Consider the following 24232-nt stretch of genomic DNA (forward strand, 5'->3'; position numbering starts at 1 on the left):
AAACGATGTTCGGAAAACTAACACTGGATGCAGTGCCCTATCACGAACCTATTATCGTGATTACGGTAGCTGCAATCATCATCGGGGGACTGGCGCTTCTGGCGGCAATCACTTACTTCGGTAAGTGGTCCTACCTATGGAAAGAGTGGCTGACTTCGGTTGACCACAAACGACTCGGTATCATGTACGTCATCGTAGCAATCGTTATGCTGCTGCGTGGCTTTGCTGACGCCGTCATGATGCGTAGCCAGCAGGTGCTGGCCTCGGCCGGGGATGCGGGCTTCCTGCCTCCTCACCACTACGATCAGATCTTTACCGCCCACGGCGTTATCATGATCTTCTTCGTAGCGATGCCGTTTGTTATCGGTCTGATGAACCTCGTTGTTCCGCTGCAGCTCGGCGCGCGCGACGTGGCATTCCCGTTCCTTAACAACCTGAGCTTCTGGTTCACCGTTGTTGGCGTAATTCTGGTTAACCTGTCTCTGGGCGTCGGTGAGTTCGCGCAGACCGGTTGGCTGGCCTACCCGCCGCTATCGGGAATCGAATACAGTCCGGGCGTTGGGGTCGATTACTGGATCTGGGCTCTCCAGCTCTCCGGTATCGGGACAACCTTAACCGGTATTAACTTCTTTGTGACTATTATCAAGATGCGTGCCCCTGGCATGACGATGTTCAAGATGCCGGTATTCTCCTGGGCATCTCTGTGCGCCAACATCCTGATTATTGCTTCATTCCCAATTCTGACCGTCACCGTCGCGCTGCTGACCCTGGACCGCTACCTGGGCACCCATTTCTTTACCAACGATATGGGTGGCAACATGATGATGTACATCAACCTGATTTGGGCCTGGGGTCACCCGGAAGTGTACATTCTGGTTCTGCCGGTATTCGGCGTGTTCTCCGAAATCGCGGCCACCTTCTCGCGTAAGCGTCTGTTCGGCTATACCTCGCTGGTATGGGCAACCATTTGTATTACCGTTCTGTCGTTCATCGTTTGGCTGCACCACTTCTTCACCATGGGTGCTGGCGCGAACGTAAACGCCTTCTTCGGTATTACAACCATGATTATCGCCATCCCGACCGGGGTGAAGATCTTCAACTGGCTGTTCACTATGTACCAGGGACGCATCGTCCTGAACTCTGCCATGCTGTGGACCATCGGCTTCATCGTCACCTTCTCCGTAGGCGGCATGACCGGTGTACTGCTGGCGGTACCGGGCGCGGACTTCGTTCTGCACAACAGCCTGTTCCTGATTGCCCACTTCCATAACGTTATTATCGGTGGCGTGGTCTTCGGCTGCTTCGCAGGTCTGACCTACTGGTGGCCAAAAGCCTTCGGCTTCACGCTGAACGAAACCTGGGGCGTACGCGCGTTCTGGTTCTGGATCATCGGCTTCTTCGTGGCGTTTATGCCGCTGTACGTGCTGGGCTTCATGGGGATGACCCGTCGTCTGAGCCAGCAAATCGATCCGCAGTTCCACCCGATGCTGGTTGTTGCAGCCTGCGGCGCGGCGCTGATCGCTTGCGGTATCCTCTGCCAGCTGATTCAGTTCTACGTCTCTATCCGCGATCGCGAGCAAAACCGCGACCTGACCGGTGACCCGTGGGGCGGCCGTACTCTGGAGTGGGCAACCTCTTCACCTCCGCCGTTCTATAACTTTGCTATCGTTCCGAACGTCCACGAGCGCGATGCGTTCTGGGAAATGAAAGAAAAAGGCGAAGCGTACAAGAAACCTGCAGGCTATGAAGAGATTCATATGCCGAAAAACAGCGGCGCCGGCATCGTTATTGCTGCCTTTGCTACGGTGTTTGGTTTCGCGATGATCTGGCATATCTGGTGGATGGCGATTGTTGGCTTTGTCGGCATCGTTGTAACCTGGATTATTAAGAGCTTTGACGAAGACGTGGATTACTACGTGCCGGTTGCAGAAGTCGAAAAACTGGAAGGTCAGCATTTCGATGAAATTAACAAAGCGGGGCTGAAAAATGGCAACTGATACTCTTGCGCATAACGCCCACGGACACGACCACGGGCATCACGATACAGGGCCGATGAAGGTATTCGGCTTCTGGATCTACCTGATGAGCGACTGCATTATCTTCGCTAGCCTGTTCGCCACTTATGCCGTTCTGGTGAACGGCACTGCGGGCGGCCCGACCGGTAAAGATATTTTCGAACTGCCGTTCGTTCTGGTTGAAACTGCTCTGCTGCTGTTCAGCTCCATCACCTACGGCATGGCGGCTATCGCCATGTACAAAAACAACAAGAGCCAGGTCGTTTCCTGGCTGGCGCTGACCTTCCTCTTCGGGGCAGGGTTCATCGCGATGGAGCTCTATGAATTCCATCATCTGATTGTTGAAGGTATGGGTCCGGATCGCAGCGGCTTCCTGTCAGCGTTCTTCGCGCTGGTAGGCACGCACGGTCTGCACGTCACTTCCGGTCTTATCTGGATGGCGGTGCTGATGTTCCAGGTTTCGCGTCGCGGCCTGACCCCAACTAACCGTACCCGTATCATGTGCCTGAGCCTGTTCTGGCACTTCCTGGACGTGGTGTGGATCTGCGTGTTCTCTGTTGTTTATCTGATGGGGGCAATGTAATGAGTCATTCTACCGATCATAACGGCGCTTCTCACGGCAGCGTTAAGAGCTACATGACAGGTTTTATCCTGTCGATCATTCTGACGGTCATTCCGTTTGCTATGGTTATGAGTGGCTCCGCATCGCATGCGGCTATTCTGGGAACTATCCTGGTCACTGCTGTTGTGCAGATCGTGGTACACCTGGTGTACTTCCTGCACATGAACAGCAAATCTGACGAAGGTTGGAACCTGACCGCGTTTATCTTCACCGTAATCATCATTGCTATCGTTGTTATCGGCTCCATCTGGATTATGTGGAACCTGAACTACAACATGATGATGCACTAAGAGCGGCGAGTATGTTTAAGCAATACCTGCAAGTAACGAAACCTGGCATCATTTTCGGCAACCTGATCTCGGTGATCGGCGGTTTCCTGCTGGCCTCTAAAGGCCACATCGACTATCCGCTGTTCGCCTGGACGCTCCTTGGCGTGTCCCTGGTGGTCGCCTCGGGTTGTGTATTCAACAACTACATCGACCGTGATATCGATCGTAAGATGGAACGGACGAAAAACCGGGTGCTGGTCAAAGGGCTGATCTCGCCAGGAGCTTCGCTGGTATACGCCACCTTGCTGGGTATTGCTGGCTTCATGCTCCTGTGGTTTGGCGCTAATCCCCTGGCCTGCTGGCTGGGGGTGATGGGGTTCGTGGTTTATGTCGGCGTCTACAGCCTGTATATGAAACGCCACTCCGTCTACGGCACGCTGATTGGTTCTCTCTCCGGCGCTGCGCCGCCGGTGATTGGCTACTGTGCGGTTACCGGCGATTTTGATAGCGGTGCCGCCATTCTGCTGGCTATCTTTAGCCTGTGGCAGATGCCTCACTCCTATGCCATCGCGATTTTCCGCTTCAAGGATTATCAGGCGGCAAACATTCCGGTTCTGCCGGTAGTGAAAGGTATCTCGGTTGCCAAGAACCATATCACCGTATACATCATTGCTTTCGCCGTCGCGACGCTGATGCTCTCCCTGGGCGGCTATGCCGGGTACAAATACCTGGTCGTGGCGGCCGCGGTGAGCGTCTGGTGGCTAGGAATGGCGCTGCGCGGTTACAAAGTGGCCGATGATAAAGTCTGGGCGCGTAAGCTGTTCGTCTTTTCCATCGTCGCCATTACCGCGCTGTCGGTGATGATGTCCGTCGACTTTATGGTGCCGAATTCGCACAATCTGCTGGCCTACGTCGGATAAGATTGTCGCTCTCTGACAAACCCCGCTCCGGCGGGGTTTTTTATTTGTCTCGCTTAGCTAATCAGCATCGCCTGCGCGCTGTAGAGTAAATCTAGATGATCGCGGCATAAGGCATCAAGCGAAGTCCGCGACAGATGGCTGGTTAAGCTCAGCGCTCCCCAGTACACCCCTTCCCTGTCGGCCAGCGGCACCGCCAGCACTAACATCCCAATTTCAAACTCCTGCTCGATCGCGGCATATCCCTGGCGACGGATTTGGGCGATCTTTTCCATCAGCGGCGCAATATCGGTCACCGTATAAGGGGTGCGCTGTTCGCGCCTGATGCGCTGCAGGACCGTTTCGCACTCTGCCTCCGGCAACGATGCCAGCCACAAACGTCCGCCGGCGGTGCAGTGAATCGGTACCCTCTCCCCCAGCCGAACCGAGGTGGAGTTAAACGGCGTGTGTTTGCTGCGGGCGATATAAACCAGCTCGTCATCATCAATCACCCCAACCGAGGCGTGCTCCTCCGTGCGGCTGGCAATGTACTCGACAATCGGCCGCACCATCCGCGGGAACTGGGCCGAATCAACATAGGCCTGCCCCAGACGCAGCGCTTTTGGCGTAAGCCAGTAGTAGCGCCCGTCGGTCTGCAGGTAGCGCTCATGCAGCAGCGTGAGAAAGAATCGCCGCGCCGCGCTTTGCGTCAGCCCGCTCATTTTTGCCGCCTGCGGTACGGAGAGACGGGGATACTCTCGTGAAAAAAGCTGGATCAGCGCCAGCCCTTTTTGCAGCCCGACGATCAAATCGCGTGGATGTATTTGGTTTTGCATAGTTGTTCACACTTTTGCAACAAGACTATCAGTTTAGTGCGATTATCGCAGTGATGGTGCGATTAACAACCAACACGTCCGAATTCTGCGTTGCCGCTCCCAGCGTCCACTGAAATACTTTCACAACATTCATTTAACAAGTGAGGTTTGAAATGGTCAGTGGATCCACTCAGGTTGTTGCCGTCATCGGCCACCCTATTACCCAGGTTAAATCACCGGAGAATTTCAACCGTCACTTTGCAGAGCAAAGCCAGGACAGCGTGATGATCCCGGTTGATATCGTGCCAGAGGCGGTGGCTGATTACCTGAACGCGTTACGTGGATGGCAGAATATGAGCGGCGTGCTGGTTACCGTTCCGCACAAACAGCGCGTCGCCGCCCTGGTCGATGAACTCACTCCGCGAGCGCGCCACCTCAACGCGGTAAACGTGGTGCGTAAGCTGCCGGACGGCCGCTTGCAGGGCGATATGCTGGACGGCGTCGGCTTTCTTCTTGCCGCAAAAACGCGGGGTTTTCAGGCCAGCGGAAAAAAAGCGCTGCTGTCAGGCTGCGGCGGCGTAGGGAGCGCCATCGCGTGGGGTTTATGCGAAGCGGGCATCACCCACCTGACTCTCCACGACCAAAATTCGGCCACTCTGCAGCTGCTGCACAACCGCCTGGCCACTCGCTTTCCTGAGCTGCACCTCGCCACGCTGCCGGACACCCTGGACGGTATTGATTTGCTGGTCAACGGCTCCCCCGCCGGAATGAGCGGCTTTGACGCGCTGCCGCTGCCGCAGACCCTGCTGGATACTCTGGAAGCCGCCACTTATGTCGCCGATGTCGTCACCGCGCCGGTGATGACTCCCCTGCTGACCTTCGCTCAAGCCCGGGGCTGCGTGGTGCAAACCGGGCCTGAAATGGCGTTAGCGCAGATGAAGCTGATGGGGCAGTTCATTGGCGCCATCGCTCATGAAGAAGGGGCCATCGCATGAAAAGCTGGGACGTTATTGTTATCGGCAGCGGCGCCGCCGGTTTTGCCGCAGCGGTGACGGCGTGCTGTAAAGGGCTCTCGGTACTGATGCTGGAGAAAGCCGCTCAGTTTGGCGGCACCTCGGCCATTTCAGGCGGAGCCGTATGGATCAACGATACCGACCAGGCCCGCAGGCAGGGAAAAAGCGGCCCGGAACACGCGATAAAAACCTACCTGAAGACGATTATCGGCGAACGGCACTACCGCCCGGAGATGGTGGATGCCTTCGTCAGTTCAGGCCGTGAAGCGCTGGCCTTTCTGGAAAAAGAGGGCGCGGTGAAATACAGCCTGCGCCCGCTATCTCCCGACTATTACCCGGATGAACCCGGCGCCGTTGACGTTGGCCGCGCGCTTGAAGTCGTCGAATATGACGGCCGCAGGCTTGGCTCACGATTTCGCGAACTGCGATCGCCTCCGCCGGGGATGCTGCTATTCGGCGGCATGATGGTCAACCGCGTCGATATTCAGCATTTTCTCGATATGCGCCGCTCGCTCCGCTCATTTACCCACTGCACAAAGCTACTGCTGCGCTATGGCCGCGATCGCCTGAAATATCCTCGCGGAACCCGGCTGGCGATGGGTAATGCCTTAATTGCGCGGATGGCCGCCCTCGCCTTTCGCAAGGGCATGAGCCTGCAGCTGAACGTAAACGTTACGTCGCTAATCGCAAGCAACGGTGAAGTCACCGGCGTCGAGATTGAGCATGCCGGCCAGAGAAGCGTGCTGCATGCGCGCCAGGGCGTGGTGCTGGCCGCCGGGGGATTTGCCGCTGGCCAGCTGGCGGCGCGGTACCGGCCGAAAACGCGCGAACACTACACCATGTCACCCGACGCCAATGACGGCGCGGCTTTTCGCCTGACGGCGACGCTTAACGCCAGGCAAGGAGCCGATTTACCGTCAAACTTTTTCTGGGCGCCGGTCTCCGTCTTACGCCATGCGGATGGCAGCGAAGAGCGTTTCCCGCACCTCGTCACCGATCGCGCCAAGCCCGGCGTCATTGCCGTTAACCAGCGCGCCGTGCGTTTCGTGAATGAATCTAACTCCTACCACCATTTCGCCAGCGCCATGCAAAGCCAGGAGGAAAATGCGCCCTGCTATCTGATTTGCGATGCGCTGGCCATGAAGCGCTACGGCCTGGGGCTGGCGCGCCCGGCTCCGGTTAATAACGACGCGCTGATAAAGGCCGGCTATCTGCACAAAGCGGATTCTCTCGCTCAGCTCGCGCAAGCGCTGGGGATCGATGGACAAACCCTGACCGCTACCGTTAGCCGCTACAACCGCGATGCCGCCAACGGCAGCGATACGGAATTTACCAAAGGAGGCAACAGCTATAACCGTGTAATGGGCGATCCCGGCCACCAGCCTAACGCCTGTAACGCCCCGCTCGCCGCGGCCCCCTTTTACGCCATCACGCTCTACACCGGTGATTTGGGCACCTCACGCGGGCTGGTCACCACCGCCGATGCTCAGGTCATTAATCAACAAGGTCAGCCCATTAGAGGGCTGTATGCCGTGGGCAATGATATGGATTCACTGATGGCCGGGACCTATCCCGGTCCCGGAATCACTCTCGGCCCGGCGCTCACCTTCGGCTATCTCTGCGCCACGCACCTGGCGCAACAACCCGCACTTTAATCAGGAGAGTTTCATGATCTACGAAAAACGTACCTACACCATCAGCCCATTAAAAATGGCCGACTGGCTGGCGCTCTACAAAAGCGATGCCTACGCCGTGCAAACCGAGCACCTCGGCAAGCTGATTGGCTTTTTCTTTACCGAGATTGGCGTCGTTAATCAGGTCGTGCATATCTGGGCTTATGAAAGCCTTGACGATCGTCTGGTGCGCCGCGCGCGCATGGCGCAGGACGAACGCTGGCTCACCTTCTCTCGTAAAAACCGCGAACTGGCGGCCGTCGAGCGCCTGGAGTCCGTTCTGCTGCGCCCTACCGATTTTTCACCGCTGCAATAAGGAGCCATAGATGAGCGGGCATGTGAAAGTAGATGTGCTGATTGTCGGTTCCGGAGCGGCGGGTCTCTCAGCCGCCGTCACCGCCGCCCTCAACGGCGCCAGCGTGCTGGTGGCGGAAAAGGAGTCGGTGATTGGCGGCACCAGCGCCTGGTCCGGCGGCTGGCTGTGGATCCCCCGCAATCCGCTGGCCCGCGAGGAAGGCATTGAAGAGGACGCCAGCGTGCCGCTCACCTATCTTCAACACGAGATGGCGGGGCAATCCGCCGATGCCCGCCTGCTCACTTTTCTTCGCTACGGCCCGGAAATGATTGATTTCTTTCGCCATAACACGGCGGTGCAGTTTATTTCCGGCAGCCGAATGCCTGATTTTCACAACTCGCCAGGCTACGCGCAGGGCGGACGTTCCGTCACCGCCCGGCCGTTCGATGGCCGCCTGCTCGGCGACTGGCTGCATCGACTGAGGCCGCCGCTGGAGACAATCAGCCTTGCGGGAATGGGGATTGCTGGCGGCGCCGACATAACGCATTTCTTTAACGCCACTCGCTCTCCGCGCTCCGCGCTGTATGCCGCGCGGCGCCTGCTGCGCCACGGCTGGCAGCGCTTACGCCACGGTCGCGGACGGCATCTGGTCAACGGCAACGCGCTGATGGCGCGCCTGCTGCGCGCGGCGCTGGATGCCGGCGTCAACTTCCGGCTGAATGCGCCGGTAGAACGTCTCTTAACGTCATCAGCCGGCGTGACCGGCGCGGTATTACGCGGCGATGAGGGTCCAGTTCAGGTCAGCGCAAATGCGGTTATTCTCGCCTGCGGCGGCTTCCCCCACGATAAGCAGCGCCTGGCTCAGCATGTCGCCCACGCCGCAAACGGCTACGGCCACTTCTCTGCCGCCCCGCCGGGCAACGCGGGGGACGGGATCCGCCTGGGAGAGTCGGTCGGCGGTCAGTTTGACGACTCTCTCAGACACGCGATGGCCTGGGCCCCGGTTTCCCGCGTCACCCTCGCCAGCGGCCTGCAGCTGCCGTTCCCGCACCTGGTGGAACGCGCTAAGCCCGGGTTTGTCGCCGTGCTGCCCAACGGCAGGCGCTTCACCAACGAAGCCGACTCCTATCACGACTTTATTGCCGCGCTGCTGGAGGCCACGCCGCCCGGAGAAACTCCGCAGGCGTGGCTGCTTGCCGACAGCCGGGCGCTGCGCCGCTATGGTCTGGGCCATGCTCGTCCGGCCCCTTTCTCGACCAGGGCATGGCTTCGCACCGGCTATCTGCAGTCCGGCGAGACGCTGGAGGCGCTGGCGGAAAAATGCGCTATTGATAGCGTCCGGTTGAAGGAGACCATCAGCCGCTTTAATACCTTCGCCGCCCGCGGCAGGGACGATGAGTTCCAGCGCGGAGCCTCGGCCTATAACCAGGCCCAGGGCGACGCCGCCAATCCTCACCACCCGACCTTAGGCGCGCTGAGCCAACCCCCTTTCTATGCGGTACGCATTCTGCCGGGTTCGCTCGGATCGTTTAGCGGCTTGAAAACCGATGAACAGGCCCGCGTGCTGGATGCGCAGCAGCAGCCCATCGCCGGCCTCTATGCCATCGGTAACGATATGTCGAGCGTGATGCGGGGATACTATCCCAGCGGCGGTATTACGCTCGGTCCGGCGATGACCTTTGGTTATCTTGTTGGTAAAAATCTGACGGAAAACATAAATAAAACAATGCAGTAAATCACACCTCGCCAGGGACGGTAGTACACATAACAACAACCACCTGCCACTGTACCGGAGTCCTTATGAACATGCGTACCCTATCACTCGCCGCACTGACCCTGCTGGATGTTTCGCCGCCGGAACAGGTGCGGATTGCCGCCCAAACCGGCTTTACCCACGTCGGACTGCGGCTACTTCCCGCCACGCCATCCGACCCAAACTACGACATGCTCGGCGATACCGCCACCGTTCGCGAAACCTTAGCGGCGCTGCGCGATACCGGCATTCGCGTCTCCGATGTTGAAATTGTTCGCCTGACGCCAGACTTTGCGCTGGATGCGCGACTGCGTCTGTTTATGCAAACCGCCGAGCGGCTGGGGGCGAAACAGGTGCTGGTCGCCGGCAACGATAGCCATCTCAACCGTAGCGCGGATAACCTCGCGGCGCTGGCGCAGGCGGGTCAAGAGTATGGTTTAACGATGAATCTCGAACCCATGCCGTGGACCTGCCTGCGCACTATTGCCGCTGCCCGCAGCTTGATTGACGCCAGCGGCAGATCGGATGTTGGTATTCTGATCGACGCCATCCATTTCTGGCGAGGGGGTGAATCGCTTGAAGCGCTCTCCCGCCTCCCGCACCATTACCTGAACTATATGCAGCTGTGTGACGCTCCGTCAGCTATCCCGAGCGATGAGCAGGAGCTTATCCATCAGGCCCGCGCCGCGCGTAACATTCCCGGCGAGGGCGGGCTCGATCTACCTGGCCTGATGGCCGCCCTTCCGGCGACTCTCGCCGTCTCTCTCGAGGTGCCGTTAAGCGGCGACCGGGGCGCCCTGCCCGCGCTTGAGCGCGCGCAGCTGCTGTTCAAGGCCGCGCAGACCTATCTGCAGCCATCCGCCTGAGGGAGGCACTATGACACAGACTCAACGCCTGGATGTCAGAGAGTTAATTAACCATAACCCCTTGAGCCGCTATCAGAAGCTGGTGGTTTTCTTAGGTTTCTGCGTGATTGCGCTGGACGGTTTTGATATCGCGATTATGGGTTTTATCGCCCCCACCTTGAAACAGGAATGGGGGGTCACCAACCATGAGCTCGGCTTTGTCATTAGCGCCGCGCTGATTGGCCTCGCGCTGGGAGCGATTTTTTCCGGCCCGCTTGCCGACTGGCTGGGACGGAAAAAAATCATCGTTAACAGCGTCTTCTTTTTTGGCTTCTGGACCATCGCCACCGCATTTTCACAAAATATCGATCAGATGATCTTCTTTCGCTTTATGACCGGACTCGGACTGGGGGCCGCGATGCCGAACATGGGGACCCTGGTCTCAGAATATGCGCCGGAGCGACGGCGATCTTTCATTATTACGATTATCTTTTGCGGCTTCACCTTCGGCGCGGCGGCGGGAGGATTTTCCGCCTCGTGGTTGATCCCGCGGTTTGGCTGGCACTCCTTAATGGCCTTAGGTGGCGTGCTGCCTATTTTGTTTGCGCCGCTGCTTATCTGGAAGCTACCGGAATCAGTGCGTTTTCTGGTGATTAAGGGCGCTCCGGCGGCGCGGGTCCGCACGATTTTACGGCGGCTTTATCCCGGACAAATCGCCGATGACGCGGAGTTTACCCTGCCAGCGCAGCCCGTCAGCGGCAGCGCAATGCGCATCGTGCTCTCCCGCCGGTATCGCTTCGGCTCGCTGATGCTGTGGCTGGTCTATTTTATGGGGCTCTTTCTGGTCTATCTGCTGGGCAGCTGGCTGCCGACGCTGGTTAAAGAGGTCGGCATGACGGTAAGCCAGGCGGCAATCATGACCGCCATATATCAGGCCGGCGGAACCCTGGGCTCGCTGTTTGCCGGCTGGCTGATGGACCGCATTAACCCGCACCGTGCGCTGGCGGTCATTTTTGCCATTGGCGGGATTTTCACGATGGCAATGGGCTACGCCGCGGCCAGCTTTACCCTTCTATGCCTGCTGGCCTTTATTAGCGGAGCCTGTCTGAACGGCGGCAATACCGGGATGAACGCGCTCTCTGCGCGCTTTTATCCGACCCAGGCGCGAGCCACCGGCTCCAGCTGGATGCACGGCATCGGCCGCGTCGGGGCTATTATCAGCGCCTTTGCCGGCGCCGAAATGATGGCGCTAAACCTCAGCTTTGAAAGTGTCTTTTTGATCCTCGGTATTCCGGCGGCTCTGACCGTAGCAGGGCTTATTGCAAAAGAGCTGTTTGCCGATGGCCCCCACGCGAACGATACCGCTTCATCCGCCGCAGCCAGGAGCGCGTCGTGAATAATATACCTCCTGCCGCTATTACCGCCGGAGAGGCTGCCTCCAGGAATATTGCGGCACCCCCTCGCCCCACCTCACGTACGATCTGAGAAGCAGGCGGCGCAGCAGAAAGCTGCGCCGCGCCTTCATTTCCTCCTCGCTACGGCCATTTTTCGATCGCCCTCGCACAAACGAAAAATAAATTCCAAAACAATAATAAAATGAAATAAACGATTCCATAATGTGGATGCCGAAATATGCCCCGTCGACGGCACAAGCGGCAGGAATCACCCAACGTTCCCCCTGACACCCGTGTTTTTTGAAAGGAGAGCTCCATGTTAAACGGCATGAAACCCCTGTCCCGTTCCCTGCGCTGGGGGATGATCGGCGGCGGCGGCACCAGCCAGATTGGCTACAGCCACCGCTCTGCGGCGCTGCGCGACAACGTCTTTACCCTGCTGGCGGGCGCACTCGATATCGATGCCGAACGCGGACGCCAGTTTGGCCAGCAGCTCGGCATCGCGCCAGAGCGCTGCTACGCCGATTATCAAACCCTGTTTCGCGAGGAGGCGCGGCGTCCCGATGGCGTCGAGGCGGTGTCGGTCACCACGCCAAACAATACCCACTTCGCGATCGCTAAAGCCGCGCTGGAAGCCGGGCTGCACGTTATCTGCGAAAAGCCGCTGTGCTTCACCGCCGCCGAAGCCAACGAACTGCTGACGCTGAGCCGCCGGCACAACAAGATCGTAGGCGTCACCTACGGCTACGCCGGGTATCAGATGGTTCAGCAGGCGCGGCAGATGATCGCCGAAGGGCTGCTCGGCCAGATTCGGGTGATCACCATGCAGTTCGCCCACGGCTTTCATAACGAGGCGGTCGAACTGCAGGCAGAGTCCACCCGCTGGCGGGTGACGCCGGAGTACGCAGGCCCAAGCTACGTGCTGGGCGACCTCGCAACGCACCCGCTGTTTATCGCCGAAACCATGGTGCCGCAGCTCAACATTAAGCGCCTGATGTGCTCCCGCCAGAGCTTCGTTAAGTCCCGGGCGCCGCTGGAAGATAACGCCTTCGTGCTGATGGAGTACGACAACGGTGCCGTCGGTTCGATGTGGACCAGCGCGATCAACAGCGGCGCAATGCACTCGCAAAAGGTGCGCGTGGTCGGGGAAAAGGCCAGCATCGAATGGTGGGATGAGCGTCCCAATCAGCTCAGCTATGAGGTACAGGGCGAACCGGCACGGCTCCTCGAACGCGGAATGCCCTATCTCAGCCGCGAGGCGCTGGCGGACGATCGCATCGGCGGCGGCCATCCGGAGGGGCTGTTCGAAGCCTGGGCAAACCTCTACCGCCGCTTCGCTATCGCCATTGATGCGACGGATCGCGGCGACGCTCAGCTGCTGGCAGACTTCTGGTACCCAAATGTGGAAGCAGGATTACACGGCGTCTACTGGGTTGAACAATGCGTCAAATCCGCCGACGCCGGCGGCCAGTGGGTTGACTTTAATTTACAATAAATGCTGCATCCCGGTGGGGCCTCCTCCACCGGTTTCTTTATTTCTACCGCACTTACCTCACCACGCTACACACCCGTAATATCTGTTAAACAAACATTTATTTACGCTTTCGGCTCCCCCCACTACACTAGGCGCAGTTTTTCGATTGAGGTGGTAATGAACGATAATAAAATGACGCCAGGCGAGCTGCGCGCGACCTGGGGTTTGGGGACCGTATTCTCGCTGCGTATGCTCGGCATGTTTATGGTTCTGCCGGTTCTGACCACCTATGGTATGGCTTTACAGGGCGCCAGCGAGGCGCTTATCGGCCTCGCAATTGGGATCTATGGGCTGGCCCAGGCCCTGTTTCAGATCCCCTTTGGCCTGCTTTCCGACCGTATCGGGCGTAAACCGCTGATCGTTGGCGGCCTGCTGATCTTCGTTATCGGCAGCATTATCGCCGCGCTCAGCGACTCCATCTGGGGCATTATTCTCGGCCGGGCGCTGCAGGGCTCCGGGGCGATTGCCGCCGCGGTCATGGCGCTCCTTTCCGATTTAACCCGCGAACAGAACCGCACGAAAGCGATGGCCTTTATTGGCGTCAGCTTCGGCGTGACCTTTGCTATCGCCATGGTGCTGGGGCCGATAGTCACCCACCAGCTGGGCCTTCACGCCCTGTTCTGGATGATCGCCGGACTCGCGTCAATCGGCATTCTGCTCACCCTGTGGGTGGTGCCCAACAGCCATAATCACGTCCTGAACCGCGAATCAGGCATGGTAAAAGACTGCTTTAGCAAAGTCCTCGCCGAGCCAAAGCTGCTGAAGCTCAATTTCGGCATTATGTGCCTGCACATCATGCTGATGTCGACGTTCGTCGCCCTTCCCGGCCAGCTGGAGGCCGCAGGTTTCCCCGCCGCTGAGCACTGGAAGATTTATCTGGTGACCATGCTTATCTCTTTTGTCTCGGTCGTGCCGTTTATCATCTATGCCGAAGTGAAGCGCAAGATGAAGCACGTCTTTCTGTTCTGCGTCGCGCTGCTGCTGGTGGCCGAAATCGTCCTGTGGGGCGCGGGCGGATACTTCTGGGAGCTGGTCGCGGGGGTTCAGCTGTTCTTCCTTGCCTTTAACCTGCTGGAAGCGCTGCTGCCGTCGTTGATTAGCAAGGAGTCGCCGGCCGGATACAAAGGCACCGCGATGGGCATCTACTCAACCAGCCAGTTTCTCGGCGTGGCGATTGGCGGCGCGCTCGGCGGCTGGGTTGACGGCTTCTTCGATTCGCAGACCGTGTTCCTGCTCGGCGCGCTGCTGGCGATGCTGTGGCTGCTGGTTGCCGGAACGATGAGCGAACCGCCGTACGTCAGCAGTCTGAGAATTGAAATCCCGGGCGATGTGGCCGTGGATGATACCCTGCAGACGCGTCTGCTGACCCTCGACGGGGTAAAACAGGCGCTGGTGGTGGCCGAAGAGCGTTCGGTCTACGTCAAAATCGACAGCAAGCTGACCAATCGCTTCGAGGTTGAGCAGGCGATAAAAGGGAGTTAAAAAAAAGCGGGGATAACCCGCTTTTTTATTAGTCGCGGAAGTTCTTGAACTGGAACGGCTGGCCTAAATCGCCGCCGCGCACCAGCGCCATCACCGCCTGCAGATCGTCACGCGCCTTGCCGGTCACGCGGATCTCTTCGCCCTGAATCTGCGCCTGCACCTTCAGCTTGCTGTCCTTGATGAGCTTAACGATTTTTTTCTGCATCGTGCTCTCAATGCCCTGCTTCAGTTTGGCATCGACAAACCAGGTTTTACCGCTGTGCACGAACTCTTCCGGCACCTCGAGAGAGCTGCCCTCAATGCCGCGCTTCAGCAGCTTAGCGCGGAGAATATCCAGCAGCTGGTTAATCTGGAAATCAGACTCGCTGAGAACCTTGATGGTCTCATTTTTTTCGTTCAGCTCAAAACTGGCTTCCACGTTGCGAAAATCAAAACGCGATTCAACTTCACGGGTCGCATTCTCTACGGCGTTTCGAACTTCCTGAAGATCGACTTCAGAGACAATATCGAAAGATGGCATCTTTTCCTCTCCTTTCGTTTCTTTTGCGTTGCATAATACCTGCAACACGGCATAACTCAACTGGTTATCCCGCAAGCATAGCTGACGGCGCTATGCTCCAGGTTTCTCCAGCCGCAGCGGCATTGGCTGCAGCCGGAAGGACAACGAGTATATACTTTAGCTATGAGTGCCTGGGATTGTCGCAGGTGAGGAGGATTAATGAAGGTAACCGTACTCGGATGCGGTGCGCTTGGACAGCTATGGCTGACCGCGCTGTGTAAACATGGACATGATGTCCAGGGGTGGTTACGCGTCCCACAACCTTTCTGCAGCGTCAATCTGATCGAGACTGACGGCAGCATTTTTAATGAGTCGTTAACCGCTAACGATCCCGATTTTCTCGCCAGCAGCGATCTGCTGCTGGTCACCCTGAAGGCCTGGCAGGTCTCTACGGCGGTAAAGAACCTCGCCGAACGCCTGCCGGCCTCATCACCGATACTGCTTATCCATAACGGAATGGGTACCGTCGACGAGCTTAAAGGCGTCAGGCAGCCCCTGCTGCTGGCTTCAACCACTCAGGCCGCGCGGCGCGACGGCAACGTGATCGTCCACGTGGCTAACGGCACCACCCATATTGGCCCGGCGAGGGCGTATCCGCAGGACTACAGCACGCTTGCCGATACGCTGCAAAACGTCCTGCCGGACGTGGCCTGGCACAATAATATCCAGCCGGCGCTCTGGAGCAAGCTGGCGGTCAACTGCGTGATTAATCCGCTGACGGCGCTACGCAACTGCAAAAACGGCGATTTACGCGACGCGGCGATGGAAGTGGAGACTATCTGCCGGGAAGTCGCCGCCGTGATGGAGCGCGAAGGAATACATACATCGCCGGAAAACCTGCTATTTTATGTCCATCAGATAATTGAAAGTACGGCAGAAAATATCTCTTCGATGCTGCAGGATATCCGCGCTCAGCGTCATACGGAAATCGACTATATCACCGGTTTTCTGCTCAAGCGCGCCCGCGCCCACGGCCTTGCCGTACCGGAAAACGCCCGCATGTTTGAACAGGTAAAGCGTAAGGAGAATGAATATGAGCGCGTCGGCACTGATTTGCCTCGCCCCTGGTAGCGAAGAGACGGAAGCGGTCACCGCTATCGATTTACTAGTACGCGGCGGGGTGCAGGTCACTACCGCCAGCGTCGCCGGCGACGGCAGCCTGACCATTGTCTGCTCGCGCGGCGTTAAGCTGCTGGCCGATGCGCCGCTGGTGGAAGTTGCCGACGGCGATTATGACATTATCGTTCTTCCCGGCGGCATCAAAGGCGCGGAATGCTTCCGCGATAGCCCGCTACTGGTGGAAACGGTCAGGCAGTTTCATCTCTCCGGGCGGATCGTCGCCGCCATCTGCGCCGCTGCCGCCACGGTGCTGGTCCCGCACAATCTTTTCCCGATCGGCAACATGACCGGCTTTCCGGCGCTGAAGGAGCAGATCCCCGCCGGGCAGTGGCAGGATAAGCGCGTGGTCTGGGACCCGCGGGTTAACCTGCTCACCAGCCAGGGGCCGGGAACGGCGATTGATTTTGCGCTCAAGATGATCGATCTGCTGGTCAGTCGTGAAAAAGCGCATGAGGTCGCTTCACAGCTGGTGATGGCGGCGGGAATATATAACTACTACGAAGCCTGATCCGATACGGGCAGGATCGGTCGCCCGGATAAGGCATGGCTGCCGCTATCCGGGACTTCCCCCGATCGCGCCGGGTGGCGCCTCACGGGGTGACCGTCGCTATCCGCAGGTTACGGGCGATAGACCTTCACGTTCTCAAAGCCCTGCTCGCGCAGATACAGCGCCTGCAGGCGGCTCATTACGCCACGCTCGCACCACAGCAGCCAGGTTTTGCTCTGGTCTAGGTTGCCGAACTGGGTGCTCAGCTTGTAGAACGGCAGCGAAACCACGTCGACGCCTTCCACCTTCAGCGGTCTGTCATCCTGCTCGTCAACCGAGCGAATATCCAGAATCACGTCGTTGGGGCCAAAACCGCTGACGGTTTCAACTTCAACCACTTCCTGCTGAGTCTGCTGGGCGATATCGCGAATATCGACGTTATTGGCTTCCGCCACCACCTTATCCAGGATGCTGAAATCGAAGTTCTGCTCTTCCGCTTCGATCTTCGCCTTCACCGCCTTCACGGTCGGGCTCTTCGAGATCACGCCGCAGTATTCCGGCATGGTGCGGGCAAAGTCTTCGGTGCCGATTTCGCGCGCCAGGTTAATGATGTGCTCTTTATCGTGAGAGATCAGCGGACGCAGGATCAGCGTATCGGAGACGTTATCGATCAGCCGCAGGTTGGTCAGCGTCTGGCTGGATACCTGGCCCAGCGCTTCGCCGGTCACCAGCGCCTGCACGCCGTAGCGTTCAGCCACCTGGGAGGCGGCGCGAACCATCATGCGCTTAAGCACGACGCCCATCTGACCATCGTCAACTTTTTCGAGGATCTCACCGACCACCGGCTCGAAGTTAATCGCCACAAAACGCACGCGGTGGGAGCTGCCAAAGCGGTTCCACAGGTAGTGCGCGACCTGACGGACGCCGATTTCGTGCGCCGCGCCGCCGAGGTTAAAGAAGCAGTAGTGCACGCGGCAGCCGCGACGCATCAGCATGTAGCTGGAAACGCCGGAATCGAAGCCTCCGGAGATCAGCGACAGCACGTCTTCCTGGGTGCCGATGGGGAAACCGCCGATGCCTTCATAGCGCCCTTTCACCAGCAGCAGGCGATCGTTTTCGATCTCCAGATTGACGGTGATATCCGGGTTGGTCAGCTTAACTCGGGCCGTTTCGATATGCTGGTTCAGACCGCCGCCGACGTAGCGTTCCACTTCGATAGAGGTAAACTCATGCTTACCGCGACGCTTTACGCGCACGCAGAAGGTTTTGCCTTCCAGCGTCTCACGCCACAGCGGCAGCGTTTGCTCAAAAATATCGTGCAGCGAAGTGAAGGGAACGTCTTCGACTTCCAGGATATGGTGAATACCGGGAATTCGGGTCAGCGCATCGCGAATAGCCGGACGCTGATTTTCGTCTTTCGCGCGAACTTCGATATGATCCCAATGACGAACGACGGCGAGCGTCTCATCATAGTTTTTGAGAACGTTACGAATGTTCCCGGTTAAGATTTTAATGAAGCGCAATCGCACAGATTGGCTTTTGATGGTGATTTCCGGGAACAATTTAATGATAAACTTCATGGCGACAATAGTTCGTTGGCAAGCCCGACAGGGCTTTAAGCAAAAGATGTACTGCAGTGCACCGCGGTGCCTGCATCCAGGGCGCGAAGTATACCACTAATGGAAGCTTTTCACCTGGCATTGCGTGTTTTACGCTAAATCATCCGCCGCCGGGCGATACGTTCGCCGGGAGCGCATCGGGCTTAGGCCAGGGCCGCTTGCCGGATAAGGCGCATATTTGCTTAACCACGTGACTTCGTTACCATACTGCTGTCGCGACATAACAAGAGTCTATATTCACTATGCCAAAGAAAAATGAGGCCCCGGCCAGCTTTGAAACCGCCCTGGGCGAGCTGGAGCAGATCGTCAATCGTCTGGAAAGCGGCGCTCTGCCGTTAGAAGAAGCGCTCGGCGAGTTTGAGCGCGGCGTGCAGCTGGCGCGTCAGGGACAGGCCAGGCTGCAGCAGGCCGAGCAGCGCGTACAAATTCTGCTGGCAGAGAGCGAAGATACGCCGCTGACGCCTTTTACGCCGGACGCTGAATAGATGGATTTCCCACAACAGCTACAGGCCTGCGTTGCGCAGGCCAACGACGCGCTGCGCCGTTTTCTTGCGCCGCTGCCGTTTCAGAACACTCCGCTGGTTGAGGCCATGCAGTACGGCGCATTATTAGGCGGCAAACGCCTGCGCCCCTTCCTGGTATACGCCACCGGCGACATGTTTGGCGTCAGCCGCGCGACCCTGGACGCGCCGGCCGCGGCCGTTGAATGCATCCACGCCTATTCGCTGATGCACGACGATCTGCCGGCGATGGACAACGACGATCTGCGTCGCGGCCTGCCTACCTGCCATATTAAATTTGGCGAAGCGAACGCAATTCTTGCCGGAGACGCCCTGCAAACGCTGGCGTTTTCTATACTAAGTGATGCGACGATGCCGGAAGTACCGGATCGGGACCGGCTGGCTATGGTCTCCGAGCTGGCGCAGGCCAGCGGCGTTGCCGGAATGTGCGGCGGCCAGGCGCTGGATCTCGAAGCCGAAGGCCATCAGGTTGACCTCGAAGCGCTCAAGCGCATTCATCGCCATAAGACCGGGGCGCTGATTCGCGCGGCGGTGCGCATGGGCGCCCTGAGCGCCGGAGAACGCGGCCGTGCGGCGCTGCCGGCGCTCGATCGCTATGCGGAAAATATCGGCCTCGCCTTCCAGGTCCAGGATGACATTCTTGACGTGGTAGGGGATACTGCGACCCTTGGCAAACGTCAGGGAGCCGATCAGCAGTTGGGCAAAAGTACCTACCCCGCGCTTCTGGGACTTGAGCAAGCCCGGAACAAAGCGCATGGCCTGATTGAAGACGCCCGTCAGTCGCTAAATGAGCTGGCCGCGCAATCTCTGGATACAACGGCACTGGAAGCGCTCGCGAATTACATAATTCAGCGCGATAAATAAACAATAAATGAGTCTCTGATGAGTTTTGATATTGCCAAATACCCGACCCTGGCGCTGGTAGATTCCACCCAGGAGCTGCGTTTGTTGCCGAAAGATAGCCTGCCGAAGCTGTGCGACGAACTGCGGCGCTACCTGCTGGACAGCGTCAGCCGTTCCAGCGGGCATTTTGCCTCCGGCCTCGGCACGGTCGAACTGACCGTGGCGCTTCACTACGTCTATAACACCCCTTTTGATCGCCTGATTTGGGACGTCGGCCACCAGGCCTACCCGCATAAAATTCTGACCGGCCGTCGTGACAAAATCGGCACGATTCGGCAGAAAGGCGGGCTGCACCCGTTCCCGTGGCGCGGCGAAAGCGAATATGACGTGCTGAGCGTCGGACACTCATCGACCTCCATTTCTGCGGGCATTGGGGTCGCCATTGCCGCAGCGAAAGAAGACAAGCAGCGGCGCGCGGTCTGCGTCATTGGCGACGGGGCGATCACCGCCGGGATGGCGTTTGAGGCCATGAACCACGCGGGCGATATCAAACCCGATCTGCTGGTCGTGCTGAACGACAACGAAATGTCGATTTCTGAGAACGTCGGCGCGCTGAATAATCATCTCGCGCAGCTGCTTTCCGGCAAGCTGTACTCTACCCTGCGCGAAGGCGGCAAGAAGGTCTTCTCAGGCGTACCGCCGATTAAAGAGCTGCTCAAACGCACCGAAGAACATATCAAAGGCATGGTGGTTCCCGGGACCCTGTTTGAAGAGCTGGGCTTTAACTACATCGGCCCGGTGGATGGCCACGATGTGCTCGGGCTGGTCAATACGCTGAAGAACATGCGCGATCTGAAAGGACCGCAGTTCCTGCATATTATGACCAAAAAAGGTCGCGGCTATGAGCCGGCGGAAAAGGACCCGATCACTTTCCACGCGGTGCCTAAGTTTGACCATACCAGCGGAGTGCTGCCAAAAAGCAGCGGCGGCCTGCCCTCTTATTCGAAAATTTTCGGCGACTGGCTGTGCGAAACCGCGGCGAAAGATAGCAAGCTGATGGCCGTGACCCCGGCGATGCGCGAAGGCTCGGGGATGGTCGAGTTTTCCAGAAAATACCCTGACCAGTATTTCGATGTGGCGATTGCGGAACAGCACGCGGTGACGTTCGCCGCCGGCCTGGCGATCGGCGACTACAAGCCGGTGGTGGCCATTTACTCCACCTTCCTGCAGCGCGCCTACGATCAGGTGATCCACGATGTCGCTATCCAGAAGCTGCCGGTGCTGTTTGCCATCGACCGTGCCGGCATCGTCGGCGCCGACGGTCAGACGCACCAGGGCGCCTTCGACCTCTCCTTCCTGCGCTGTATTCCGGAGATGGTCATCATGACGCCGAGCGACGAGAACGAATGCCGCCAGATGCTGTATACCGGCTATCACTACGGCGACGGCCCTAGCGCGGTGCGCTATCCGCGCGGAACGGGTACCGGGGCAACGCTGGAGCCGCTGGCTTTGCTGCCGATCGGCAAGGGCGTCGTTAAGCGCGAAGGCGAGAAAATTGCGATCCTTAACTTCGGTACCATGCTGCCGGAAGCCGCTCAGGTGGCGGAAAAGCTCAACGCCACGCTGGTGGATATGCGCTTTGTGAAACCGCTTGATAACGCGCTGATTTTGCAGCTGGCCGCCGGGCACGAGGCGCTGGTCACGCTGGAAGAGAATGCGATCATGGGCGGCGCGGGCAGCGGCGTTAATGAGCTGCTGATGGCGCATCGTCGCGCGGTGCCGGTGCTGAATATCGGTCTGCCGGACTTCTTTATCCCCCAGGGAACCCAGGAAGAAGTTCACGTTGACCTCGGTCTCGATGCCGCAGGTATTGAAGCCAAAATCATCGCCTGGCTGGCCTGATCCCTCCCTCGATAACGCTCCTGCTATGCTTAAAGGAATTCCATTAAGCAAAGAGCAGGAGCGCAGCTATGCAATACATCACCCCAGAAGCGACCGACCTCCGGGTTTCCCGACTTTGCCTCGGCTGCATGACCTTCGGCGAGCCGGATCGGGGCAAACACGCCTGGACGCTACCGGAAGAGAGCAGCCGCCCGCTGATCCAGCGCGCTCTGGAAGGCGGCATCAACTTTTTTGATACCGCCAACAGCTACTCCGAGGGCAGCAGCGAAGAGATCGTAGGCCGCGCCCTGCGCGACTTTGCCCGCCGCGACGAAGTCGTGGTCGCCACCAAGGTTTACCACCAGGTGGGGGACCTGCCGGAAGGCCTCTCCCGCGCGCAAATTCTCCGCTCTATCGACGACAGCCTGCGGCGCCTGGGCATGGAGTATGTTGACCTGCTGCAAATCCACCGCTGGGATTACGCCACGCCCATTGAGGAGACCCTCGAGGCGTTGAACGAGGTGGTTAAGGCGGGTAAAGCGCGCTATATCGGCGCCTCGTCGATGCATGCCCGCCAGTTTGCCCAGGCGCTGGAGCTGCAGGAGCGTAACGGCTGGGCGCGCTTCGTCACCATGCAGGATCATTACAACCTGATTTACCGCGAAGAAGAAAACGAGATGCTGCCGCTGTGCAACCGCGCAGGGGTATCGGTTATTCCCTGGAGTCCGCTGGCGCGCGGCCGGCTGACCCGCCCGTGGGGGGAAACCACCGCACGGCTGGTTTCCGACGAGTTTGGCCAGTCGCTGTACAGCGCCACCGATAGCAACGATGAGCTGATCGCGGCGAATCTCGCCGAAGTTGCAGAGGAGCTGGGCGTCGGGCGGGCGCAGGTGGCGCTGGCGTGGCTGCTGAGCAAACCCGGCGTGGCCGCGCCGATTATCGGTGCCTCGCGTCAGGATCAGCTGGATGAGCTGCTGAATGCGGTTGATTTAACCCTGACGCCGGAGCAGGTGGAAAAGCTGGAAGCACCGTACAGGCCGCATCCGGTTGTCGGATTCAAATAGCCCGCCGGCTGCGTTAACCCAGAGCCCCGGCAAGCAAAGCGCTACCGGGGCTCTGCGTCAGATAAGGCCAATCGGCCAGTGATGGCCTATGACGTACAGCACGCCCGCCGAAATCACGCCGGCGACGATATCATCGACCATGATCCCCATTCCGCCGTGAATATTACGGTCGAACCAGCGAATCGGCCACGGCTTCCACATATCGAAAATGCGGAAAATGACGAATCCGGCGGCAACCCACTGCCAGTCGAGAGTCGGCAGCGCCATCAGGGTTATCCACATTCCGACAAACTCATCCCAGACGATGCTGCCGTGATCGTGGGTGCCCATATCTTTGGCCGTGCGGTGGCAGATATAAACCCCAATACAGATGCTCATCATCACCACCAGCGAATAGAGCTGCCAGGGCAGAAACGTCATCAGGTACCAAAACGGAATCGACGCCAGCGACCCCATAGTCCCGGGGACGATGGGGCTTAACCCGCTGCCGAAGCCGGTCGCCAGCAGATGCCAGGGGTTAAGCAGGTTCAGCCGACTTTTTGCGATATCTTTACTGCGCGCCAAAATGATCGTACCCCTTTAAATCAAGCTTCACCGGCTTGCTCCCCTGCAGAAACTGCAGGCCGTCAGCCTCGGCGCAAACCTGCCCGATGCAGGTAAATCGCGCCCCGAGCTGGCCGATAGCCACGTCGAGCGCGCCGCGATTGAGCTCCGGTACGGTAAAGCACAGCTCATAATCTTCGCCGCCGGCAAGCGCCCAGCGCAGGGCCGTCTCCGGCGCAACCTGACGCCGCATCGCCTCGGATAGCGGCATCGCGTCAAGGTCGATGCGCGCCCCGCAGCCGCTGGCTTTAAGGATATGGCCCAGATCGGAGACCAGGCCGTCGGAAAGATCGATAGCCGAGCTCGCCAGATCGCGCAGCGCCTGCCCCTGCAGCACGCGCGGCATCGGGCGCAGATGGCGCGCCAGCAGATAGTCGGCGTCAGCGGCGTCATCTACCGCCAGCCGCTCCTGCAGTATCGCCAGCCCGGCGGCGCTGTCGCCGGGCGTACCGGTAACGTAAATCCAGTCGCCGGGCTTCGCCCCGGAGCGCTTCAGGGCGCGTCCCGGCGGCACAAAGCCGTGGATTCCCAGCGTCATCGACAGCGGACCGCGGGTGGTATCACCGCCAATCAGCTGCATATCGTAATAGTTGAGCAGCATAAACAGGCTATCGCTGAAGGACTCCAGCCACGCTTCGTCCACCTCCGGCAGCGTCAGCGCCAGCGTTAGCCACGCCGGTTCCGCGCCCATCGCCGCAAGGTCGCTCAGATTGACGGCCAGCGCTTTATAGGCCAGATCGGCAGGATCGATATCAGGTAAGAAATGGTTGCCCGCCACCAGGGTGTCGGTGCTGATTGCCAGCGTTTTTTTCTCGGGAATATTCAGGAGTGCGCAGTCGTCGCCAATGCCGGTTTCCACATCGAGACGCATGCTTTTTACGCGATCAAAATAACGGGCAATCAGGGAAAATTCGCCGCATGCCATACGTT

The 24232-nt window shown here is 58.7% G+C and carries 23 protein-coding genes; 18 read left to right on the forward strand and 5 right to left on the reverse strand.

Annotated features, from left to right (window positions below; genetic code table 11):
• Nucleotides 1-5: 5 nt before the first annotated feature.
• The 4 genes from cyoB to cyoE are packed head-to-tail and all read left to right on the forward strand — an operon-like array spanning nucleotide 6 to nucleotide 3826.
• Nucleotides 6-1997 (forward strand): cytochrome o ubiquinol oxidase subunit I, encoded by a 1992-nt coding sequence (gene cyoB / locus QFI97_RS22300; protein ID WP_095094397.1) that lies wholly within the window; start codon nucleotides 6-8, stop codon nucleotides 1995-1997.
• On the forward strand, nucleotides 1987-2598 hold the full coding sequence (locus QFI97_RS22305) for a cytochrome o ubiquinol oxidase subunit III (protein WP_095094394.1): 612 nt from the start codon (nucleotides 1987-1989) through the stop codon (nucleotides 2596-2598). The genes cyoB and QFI97_RS22305 overlap by 11 nt, the downstream gene beginning before the upstream one ends.
• Nucleotides 2598-2927 (forward strand): cytochrome o ubiquinol oxidase subunit IV, encoded by a 330-nt coding sequence (locus tag QFI97_RS22310; RefSeq protein ID WP_041144311.1) that lies wholly within the window; start codon nucleotides 2598-2600, stop codon nucleotides 2925-2927. Before QFI97_RS22305 ends, QFI97_RS22310 begins: the two co-directional genes overlap by 1 nt.
• An 11-nt stretch (nucleotides 2928-2938) precedes the next feature.
• The gene (gene cyoE / locus QFI97_RS22315) at nucleotides 2939-3826 is read left to right on the forward strand and encodes a heme o synthase (RefSeq protein WP_095094392.1); all 888 of its coding nucleotides are present in this window, start codon (nucleotides 2939-2941) and stop codon (nucleotides 3824-3826) included.
• A gap of 53 nt (nucleotides 3827-3879) precedes the next feature.
• On the opposite strand, the gene QFI97_RS22320 is transcribed toward cyoE, so the two are convergent.
• Entirely contained in the window at nucleotides 3880-4638 is a 759-nt protein-coding gene (locus QFI97_RS22320; protein ID WP_095094390.1) for an IclR family transcriptional regulator domain-containing protein, read from the reverse strand.
• A 152-nt stretch (nucleotides 4639-4790) separates the two neighbouring features.
• On the opposite strand from QFI97_RS22320, the gene QFI97_RS22325 reads away from it, so the two are divergent.
• The 8 genes from QFI97_RS22325 (at nucleotide 4791) to QFI97_RS22360 (ending at nucleotide 14606) form a co-directional block, all read left to right on the forward strand.
• Nucleotides 4791-5612 (forward strand): shikimate dehydrogenase family protein, encoded by an 822-nt coding sequence (locus QFI97_RS22325; protein ID WP_346432005.1) that lies wholly within the window; start codon nucleotides 4791-4793, stop codon nucleotides 5610-5612.
• A complete protein-coding gene (locus tag QFI97_RS22330; RefSeq protein WP_346432006.1) occupies nucleotides 5609-7285 on the forward strand; it encodes an FAD-dependent oxidoreductase in 1677 nt (558 codons plus the stop codon). Before QFI97_RS22325 ends, QFI97_RS22330 begins: the two co-directional genes overlap by 4 nt.
• 13 nt (nucleotides 7286-7298) lie before the next feature.
• A complete protein-coding gene (locus tag QFI97_RS22335) occupies nucleotides 7299-7619 on the forward strand; it encodes an NIPSNAP family protein (RefSeq protein ID WP_128878934.1) in 321 nt (106 codons plus the stop codon).
• Nucleotides 7620-7629: 10 nt separating this feature from the next.
• Nucleotides 7630-9333 carry an FAD-dependent oxidoreductase gene (locus tag QFI97_RS22340; protein ID WP_346432007.1) on the forward strand — a complete coding sequence of 568 codons (1704 nt, stop codon included), beginning with the start codon at nucleotides 7630-7632 and terminating at the stop codon, nucleotides 9331-9333.
• Between the two features lie 65 nt (nucleotides 9334-9398).
• The gene (locus QFI97_RS22345) at nucleotides 9399-10217 is read left to right on the forward strand and encodes a sugar phosphate isomerase/epimerase family protein (RefSeq protein WP_095094381.1); all 819 of its coding nucleotides are present in this window, start codon (nucleotides 9399-9401) and stop codon (nucleotides 10215-10217) included.
• 10 nt (nucleotides 10218-10227) lie between these two features.
• Nucleotides 10228-11592 (forward strand): MFS transporter, encoded by a 1365-nt coding sequence (locus QFI97_RS22350; RefSeq protein ID WP_346432008.1) that lies wholly within the window; start codon nucleotides 10228-10230, stop codon nucleotides 11590-11592.
• Between the two features lie 314 nt (nucleotides 11593-11906).
• Nucleotides 11907-13085, forward strand: coding sequence for a Gfo/Idh/MocA family protein (locus QFI97_RS22355; RefSeq protein WP_346432009.1), 1179 nt, complete (start codon nucleotides 11907-11909; stop codon nucleotides 13083-13085).
• A 156-nt stretch (nucleotides 13086-13241) separates the two neighbouring features.
• Entirely contained in the window at nucleotides 13242-14606 is a 1365-nt protein-coding gene (locus tag QFI97_RS22360; protein WP_095094373.1) for an MFS transporter, read from the forward strand.
• A gap of 28 nt (nucleotides 14607-14634) precedes the next feature.
• On the opposite strand, the gene QFI97_RS22365 is transcribed toward QFI97_RS22360, so the two are convergent.
• Nucleotides 14635-15126 carry a YajQ family cyclic di-GMP-binding protein gene (locus QFI97_RS22365; RefSeq protein WP_041144301.1) on the reverse strand — a complete coding sequence of 164 codons (492 nt, stop codon included), beginning with the start codon at nucleotides 15124-15126 and terminating at the stop codon, nucleotides 14635-14637.
• Nucleotides 15127-15324: 198 nt separating this feature from the next.
• Between QFI97_RS22365 and panE the strand changes: the two genes are divergently transcribed.
• On the forward strand, nucleotides 15325-16236 hold the full coding sequence (gene panE, locus QFI97_RS22370) for a 2-dehydropantoate 2-reductase (protein WP_095094371.1): 912 nt from the start codon (nucleotides 15325-15327) through the stop codon (nucleotides 16234-16236).
• Nucleotides 16199-16792, forward strand: a complete 594-nt coding sequence (yajL, locus tag QFI97_RS22375; protein WP_095094369.1) for a protein deglycase YajL — start codon at nucleotides 16199-16201, stop codon at nucleotides 16790-16792. Before panE ends, yajL begins: the two co-directional genes overlap by 38 nt.
• 110 nt (nucleotides 16793-16902) lie before the next feature.
• On the opposite strand, the gene thiI is transcribed toward yajL, so the two are convergent.
• Complete coding sequence (thiI, locus tag QFI97_RS22380) at nucleotides 16903-18351, reverse strand: tRNA uracil 4-sulfurtransferase ThiI (RefSeq protein ID WP_346432010.1); 1449 nt, start codon at nucleotides 18349-18351, stop codon at nucleotides 16903-16905.
• Between the two features lie 281 nt (nucleotides 18352-18632).
• On the opposite strand from thiI, the gene xseB reads away from it, so the two are divergent.
• The 4 genes from xseB to QFI97_RS22400 all read left to right on the forward strand — a co-directional run bounded on the left by xseB (nucleotide 18633) and on the right by QFI97_RS22400 (nucleotide 22699).
• On the forward strand, nucleotides 18633-18875 hold the full coding sequence (gene xseB / locus QFI97_RS22385; RefSeq protein WP_346432011.1) for an exodeoxyribonuclease VII small subunit: 243 nt from the start codon (nucleotides 18633-18635) through the stop codon (nucleotides 18873-18875).
• Nucleotides 18876-19775 carry a (2E,6E)-farnesyl diphosphate synthase gene (gene ispA / locus QFI97_RS22390; protein ID WP_095094363.1) on the forward strand — a complete coding sequence of 300 codons (900 nt, stop codon included), beginning with the start codon at nucleotides 18876-18878 and terminating at the stop codon, nucleotides 19773-19775. It begins immediately after the preceding gene.
• An 18-nt stretch (nucleotides 19776-19793) separates the two neighbouring features.
• Entirely contained in the window at nucleotides 19794-21656 is a 1863-nt protein-coding gene (gene dxs, locus QFI97_RS22395; protein ID WP_095094361.1) for a 1-deoxy-D-xylulose-5-phosphate synthase, read from the forward strand.
• 68 nt (nucleotides 21657-21724) lie between these two features.
• Entirely contained in the window at nucleotides 21725-22699 is a 975-nt protein-coding gene (locus tag QFI97_RS22400) for an aldo/keto reductase (protein WP_095094359.1), read from the forward strand.
• Between the two features lie 57 nt (nucleotides 22700-22756).
• Here QFI97_RS22400 and pgpA read toward each other — a convergent pair whose 3' ends face one another.
• Nucleotides 22757-23269, reverse strand: a complete 513-nt coding sequence (pgpA, locus tag QFI97_RS22405; RefSeq protein WP_189339831.1) for a phosphatidylglycerophosphatase A — start codon at nucleotides 23267-23269, stop codon at nucleotides 22757-22759.
• The gene (thiL, locus tag QFI97_RS22410; RefSeq protein WP_331834139.1) at nucleotides 23250-24227 is read right to left on the reverse strand and encodes a thiamine-phosphate kinase; all 978 of its coding nucleotides are present in this window, start codon (nucleotides 24225-24227) and stop codon (nucleotides 23250-23252) included. Before thiL ends, pgpA begins: the two co-directional genes overlap by 20 nt.
• Between the last annotated feature and the right edge of the window lie 5 nt (nucleotides 24228-24232).

This window comes from Klebsiella scottii, from assembly GCF_036561945.1.
Lineage (GTDB): Bacteria > Pseudomonadota > Gammaproteobacteria > Enterobacterales > Enterobacteriaceae > Klebsiella > Klebsiella scottii.